General features: G+C 65.8%; 5 protein-coding genes. All 5 read right to left on the minus strand.

Annotated features, from left to right (window positions below; genetic code table 11):
• Positions 1 to 46: 46 nt before the first annotated feature.
• Positions 47 to 910, minus strand: a complete 864-nt coding sequence (locus NKJ37_RS28045) for a patatin-like phospholipase family protein (RefSeq protein WP_352775936.1) — start codon at positions 908 to 910, stop codon at positions 47 to 49.
• A complete protein-coding gene (locus NKJ37_RS28050; protein WP_352775939.1) occupies positions 907 to 2,247 on the minus strand; it encodes a M16 family metallopeptidase in 1,341 nt (446 codons plus the stop codon). The genes NKJ37_RS28045 and NKJ37_RS28050 overlap by 4 nt, the downstream gene beginning before the upstream one ends.
• 4 nt (positions 2,248 to 2,251) lie before the next feature.
• Positions 2,252 to 3,640, minus strand: coding sequence for a M16 family metallopeptidase (locus NKJ37_RS28055; protein ID WP_352442467.1), 1,389 nt, complete (start codon positions 3,638 to 3,640; stop codon positions 2,252 to 2,254).
• Between the two features lie 132 nt (positions 3,641 to 3,772).
• Positions 3,773 to 4,327 (minus strand): 16S rRNA (guanine(966)-N(2))-methyltransferase RsmD, encoded by a 555-nt coding sequence (gene rsmD / locus NKJ37_RS28060; RefSeq protein WP_023813546.1) that lies wholly within the window; start codon positions 4,325 to 4,327, stop codon positions 3,773 to 3,775.
• Positions 4,324 to 6,076: pseudouridine synthase (locus tag NKJ37_RS28065; protein WP_502902025.1), on the minus strand; the 1,753-nt coding region annotated here is incomplete at its 5' end. The genes NKJ37_RS28065 and rsmD, both read right to left, overlap by 4 nt.

Consider the following 6,076-nt stretch of genomic DNA (forward strand, 5'->3'; position numbering starts at 1 on the left):
GCTCGGACTACCCTCGGTTAAACCGCCTGCTGATGCCACTGCATCCTCACCCGACCTGCTTTCCCCGCCTCCTCTTGATGGCGGCGCTATTCCTCGCCTCCAGCACCCTCTCCACCTGGCGCTTCAGCTCATCCTTGATATCCACCGTCTCGTTCATCAGGGCGTCGATCTTCAGGAAATCCAGCACGCGGTATCTCGACACTGCCGGGCGGACCAGGATGTCGGGGCGGCATTGCTTTAGCTTGTTGGCGATGATCGACTGCATCATCAGCTGCGTGGCGCCGAACATCAGGTCGACGGAGGTCGGCTGCTTGCGGTCGGCCTCTTCCGGCGCGCCGACCACGTCGACGCCGATGATGATGTCGGCATCGTTCTCGATCAGGTCGAAGGGCACCGGGTTGTAGATGCCGCCGTCGATCAGCAGCCTGCCGTCACGCATCACCGGGCGGAACACGGCGGGTATTGCCGCTGACGCCGCCAGCGCCGAGTGCAGGTCGCCATCCTCGAAGACGGCCAGCTTGTGGCCGAAATAATCGGTCGCCGTCACCTTCAGCGGGATTTGCAGCTCGCCGAAGGTTTCGGGAATGGCTTCGGGCAGAAAGGCTTTCAGGATGCGCTCGACGTTGAACTGGCTGACGCGGACCTGCATGGCTTCGGCGATGGTGCCCGGCCGCGCCCGCCACATGCGGCTCGCCACTTGGGCGCGGCGGCCGAGGATCGAGCGGGCATAGTCGTGGATGTCCTTGCCGGTCATGCCTGATGCCATGCCGGCGCCCATGATGGCGCCGATCGACGAGCCGGCAATCGCCACCGGTCTGATGCCCAGTTCGTCCAGCGCCTCGATGACATGGATATGTGCCAGCCCGCGCGCGCCGCCGCCGCCGAAGGCTATGCCGAAAGTCAGGCTCATCCCTTGCCGGCTCCGGCCAGTTTCGGGCCGATGACCATGATGGTCGGCTCGGTGGTCAGCAGCTTCTTCGCCGCCGCCTTGACCTGATCGAGCGTCACCGCGTTGATGTAACCGGTGCGGCGCTGCATGTAGTCGATGCCGAGATCGTCGAGCTGCAGTTCGACCAGCGTCGAGGCGATGGCGCTGGAGGAGTCCAGATTGTTGATGGCGTAGGCGCCGATCATGTATTTCTTGGTCGCCGCCAGCTCCGCCTCGGTCGGGCCTTCTTCGGCCAGCTGATTGACGACGTCGCGGACGATCCCCAGCGTCTCGGCCGCGCGGTCGGAGCGGGTGCCGGTGCTGACGATCAGCGCGTTGGCGTGGTCCTGGTTGATCAGCGAGGAGTTGACGCTGTAGGCCAGCCCGCGCTTCTCGCGCACTTCCTGGAACAGGCGTGAGGTGAAGGTGCCGCCGCCGAGGATCTCGTTCATCAGCACGGCGGGGAAGAAATCCGCCGCCTTGCGCTTCACGCCGGGAAAAGCGAGCTGCAGGGAGGTCTGCGGCAGGTCGTAGTCAACCTCGATATGCTGCGCCAGCTTCGGGTCGATATCGGCCACCGGCCTCAGCGCCTGGTTTTGCGGCAGGTCGCCGAACACCATGTCGAGCTTCTTCTTCAGCGTCTCCGCGTCGATGGCGCCGACGACGGCAACATGCAGGCCGCCGCGGGCGAACACCGCTTTGTGCAAGGCTTTGAGATCATCGGGCGTGATGGCGGCGATGCTTTCCTTGGTGCCCTGGTCGGAGCGGGAATAGGGATGATCGCCATAGAGGGCGCGCGCCCATTTGTTCTGCGCCACCGTGTCGGGATCATTCTCGCCGGCGATGATGCCGGACAGGATCTGGGAGCGAATGCGGTCGATCGGCAGCTGGTCGAAACGCGGCTCGTTGACCGCCAGCCGCAACAGGTCGAACGCCTGGTCACGCTGCTCGGCCAGCATGCGCATCGAGCCGTAGATGCCGTCGCGGCTTTCATCAAAACTCATCTCGGCGCCGGCATCGTCGAGCTTGATCTGGAAGTCTTCACTGTCAAGCGGGCCGGCGCCTTCGTCGAACAGGCCGGTCATCAGATTGGCCAAGCCCTCCTTGCCCGGCGGGTCCTGCGTCGAGCCGCCGCCGAAGACGAAGCGGATGGCGACGACCGGCACGGAATAGTCCTCGACCAGCCAGGCGGTGATGCCCTTCGGCGAGGTGACGGACTGGATGTCCATGGCCCGCGCGGTGAGTGCCGGCAGGATGAGGAAGAGGATGGAGAGGAAAAGGGTGGTGAGTGATGCGCGTACCGCGTTCGTGCTCGTCATCAAATCAATTCCCCGCCTGTTGCTGCGGCAAGAGATAGCCGGTGGTCGACCGGGCAAGCACCAGGTAGCGCGCGGCGACGGCCTTGACCTCGTCTGTCGTGACCTTGCGGATGCGGTCCGTCCACTGCTGGACGTCCTGCACATTGCCGCCGGTGGCCAGCGTCGAGCCGTAGATGTTGGCCATGGAATCCTGCTTGTCGCGGGCAAAAATCATCGACCTGACATAGCGGTCCTTGGCCTTCTCCAGCTCCGATGGCGTGACGCCGTCCTTGACGATGCGCACCACTTCGGCATCGACCGCCGCTTCGACGTCGGAAATCTTGGCATCCCCGCGCGGCGCGCCATAGACGGTGAAGTTGGTGTCGTCGAGCATGGTGCCCTGGAAAAAGGCGCCGGCGCTGGATGCGATACCTTGCTGGACGACGAGCGCCTGGTAGAGCCGGCTGCGATTGCCGCCGCCAAGGATCTCCGCCAAGAGGTCGAGCGCTTCCGCCTCGCCCGGCTTGCCGGTGTGATAGGACGGCACCACCCATTGGGTGGAAAAGCTCGGCACGCTGACGCGGGCATCGGCGAGCGTCACCGTGCGCTTGGTGTTCTGCTCCGGCTCGACCGGACGGATGCGCGGCGGCAGATCGGGGCCGCGTGCCACCTTGCCATAGGTCTTTTCGGCCAGCGCCCGCACCGTGTCCGGTTCGACATCGCCGGCGACGATCAGCACCGCGTTGTTGGGCCGGTAATATTTGTCATAGAAGGCAACAGCGTCGGCGCGGTTCAGCTGCTGCATCTCCTGCATCCAGCCGATGACCGGGATGCGATAGGGCTGGTTCTGCCACAGCGTCGCATCGACCTCCTCGTCCAGCACGGCCTCGGGGCTGTTGTCGATGCGCGAGCGGCGCTCCTCGAGGATGACATCGCGCTCGGTCTTGATGACATCGTCGGTGAGAATGAGATTGCGCATGCGATCGGCCTCGAAGCTCATCATCAGCTCGAGCGCCGACGGCGCCACCGTTTCGTGGAAGGCGGTGTAGTCGTAAGAGGTGAAGGCGTTGTTGGAGCCGCCGATATCGGAGATGGCGCGGTCGAACTCGCCGGCCGCATGGTTGGTCGTCGCCTTGAACATCAGATGCTCGAAGAAATGCGCAATGCCGGATTTGCCGGGCGGCTCGTCGGCGCTGCCGATCTTATACCAGACCATGTGGGTGACGATCGGCGCACGGTGGTCGGGAATGACGACGACCTCCATGCCGTTGTCGAGCAGGAAATCCGTGACCTTGAACTCGGCCGGAACCGTGTTGGGCAAGACGGGGCTCTCGGCCAGCACCGGGCTGGTCATGACAAAAGCCAAAGAGGTCGCCAACAGCGTTCCGCGCAGCCATTCAATCCTGGATGTCATCGATGGCTCCGGTTCTGTCTGCAGACGATAGGCAAGGTACTGGCGACAAGCAAAGTTAATTGTTGGTCATGTTGCCGGCAAAGGCGGCGGCAAAGAGGCCGGCCCATGAGGCCCGGCCAAGGATGCAGGCTATCAGACCGCCTCGACAAAGCGGATAACGGTCTCGCCATAGTTGCGCTCGTCCAGCACCGAAAAGCCGGGACCAGGCTCGAACGGCGCCACTGCCGCCTCTTCGACCACGCACAGCGCGCCGGGGCGAAGCCAGCCGCCGGCTTTCGCCGACTGCAAGGCGCGCTCGCCAAGACCCTTGCCATAGGGCGGGTCGGCAAAGACGAGGCCGAACGGCGCCAGCGTGCCCGCTTCGCCCAGGCCGGTGGCATCGCGGCGGAAGATCTTGGTGCGGCCGGTCAGGCCGAAGGCCTCGACATTGTCGCGGATCAGGCCACGGCCTTCGGCCGATTCCTCGATGAAGACGCCATAGGAGGCACCGCGCGACAGCGCCTCAAGCCCCAGCGCACCGGTGCCGGCGAACAGGTCGAGCACGCGCGCACCGTCCAACTGCGCGGCAAAGCGATGCGCCAGCACGTTGAAGACCGCCTCGCGGGTGCGATCGGTCGTCGGACGGATGGCGCTCGAACGGGGCGTCGCCAGCGGACGCCCGCGAAACTCACCACCGACGATTCTCATCTCGCTTTGGGGCCTCGGGGACCATTGCGCGGACGCTCACCGCCGCCGGCCCCGCCCGGACGTTCGCCTCTCGGCTTGCCGAACGGCTTGGCACCGGCCGGTTTGCCATAGGTCGGCTTGAACGATGCCTTTCGCGCCTTTGCTTCAGCGGCCTTGGCTGCGTCTGCGTCGGCCCTGCCCTTGCCGATCGGCCGCGCGCCCGGTGCCATCCAGACATTGGCCTTGCGCTGGCCGGGCGGCTCGATCGGCCGCTGCTCGCGCTCGGACTTTTTGCCACCACCCCGAGGCTTGTCGCCGAAACCGCCGCGTGGCTTGTCACCGAAGCCACCGCGCGGTTTGTCGCCAAAATTGCCGCGCGGCTTGTCGCCGAAGCTGCGTTCGGGACGCGGGCCGCGTTCGCCAAAACTCTTCTCCGCGCTTCTGTCGGGACTTGTCGACAGTTTGCCCAGAGCCTCGTCGCGGCTGCCTTCGCGGCGTTTGCGGTTCTTGATCAGACCGCCCTCCCCGATCGGGCGGCGCTCACCGTCGCGGGTGAATTTCGGCCGCTCCGGCTCCGGCTCCGGCTCGCGAACTTCGGTGCGCCGCACCGGCTTGTTGGAAAACGGCTTGGTGACATCGGCGTCGAAATTGGCGCCGGATTCCTCGACCAGGCGCTCGCCGAGTTGGTCACGCAGCACGCGCCCCTTGATCTCCAGCACATGGCCCTCGGCGAGGTCATCGAGCTGGAACGGCCCGTAGGAGATGCGGATCAGCCGCGTAACGTCGAGGCCGAGCGAACCCAGGATGTTCCTGACTTCGCGGTTCTTGCCCTCGCGCAGGCCGATCGTCAGCCAAGCATTGGTGCCTTGCTCACGGTCGAGCGTCGCTTCGATGGCACCGTAGAACACGCCGTCGACGGCAATGCCTTCACGCAGGCCCGCAAGCGCGCTTTCCTCGACCTTGCCGTGGACGCGCACCCGGTAGCGACGCAGCCAGCCGGTGGCCGGCAGTTCGAGCACGCGCGAGAGGCCGCCATCATTGGTGAGCAGCAGCAGGCCTTCGGTGTTGATGTCGAGCCGGCCGATGGTCATCAGCCGCGGCAATTCAGCCGGCAGCACGTCGAAGACGGTCTTGCGGCCCTCGGGATCGCGGTTGGTGGTGACGACGCCGGCCGGCTTGTGGAACAGGAACAGCCGGGTGCGCTCGATCGGCGGGATTTCCATGCCGTCGAGATGGATGATGTCATCAGGCATGACGTTGAAGGCCGGTGAAGTCAGGGCGCGGCCATTGACCTTGACGCGGCCGGCGGCGATCAGCTCCTCGGCATCGCGGCGCGAGGCCAGGCCGGCGCGCGCCAGCCGCTTGGCGATGCGCTCGCCTGCCTCTTCCGCGCCCTCGGCGGGACGCGGGCGTGGCTTGAAGCTGCCACCTGACGCGCCTTGCGGCCGATCGTTGAAATCCCGCTTCGGCCGCTCGCCGAAATCACGCTTGGGGCGGTCGGCGAAGTCACGCTTCGGGCGATCGCCGGCGTCGCGCGGCGCGCGGTCACTGAAATCACGCTTGGGACGGTCGAAACGCTTTTCGCCGCCCGCTGCCGCCGCAGCCGGGCGATCGCCACGGGGGGCATAAGGCTTGCGCGGCCCCTCGCGCTTTTCATAGGGCTTGCGCTCGCCTTCGGCGGCCATCGGGCGGTCGCCGCGCGGTGCGTAGGGCTTGCGTGGTCCTTCGCGCTTCTCATACGGTTTGCGCTCACCCTCGGCGGCCACCGGG

The organism is Mesorhizobium sp. M0140 (assembly GCF_040322475.1).
Classification (GTDB): Bacteria; Pseudomonadota; Alphaproteobacteria; order Rhizobiales; family Rhizobiaceae; genus Mesorhizobium.

Coding starts and splice junctions, on each gene's coding strand:
- NKJ37_RS28045 (WP_352775936.1), bottom strand. CDS start 910: ATGAGCCTGACTTTCGGCATAGCCTTCGGCGGCGGCGGCGCGCGCGGG.
- NKJ37_RS28050 (WP_352775939.1), bottom strand. CDS start 2,247: ATGACGAGCACGAACGCGGTACGCGCATCACTCACCACCCTTTTCCTC.
- NKJ37_RS28055 (WP_352442467.1), bottom strand. CDS start 3,640: ATGACATCCAGGATTGAATGGCTGCGCGGAACGCTGTTGGCGACCTCT.
- rsmD (WP_023813546.1), bottom strand. CDS start 4,327: ATGAGAATCGTCGGTGGTGAGTTTCGCGGGCGTCCGCTGGCGACGCCC.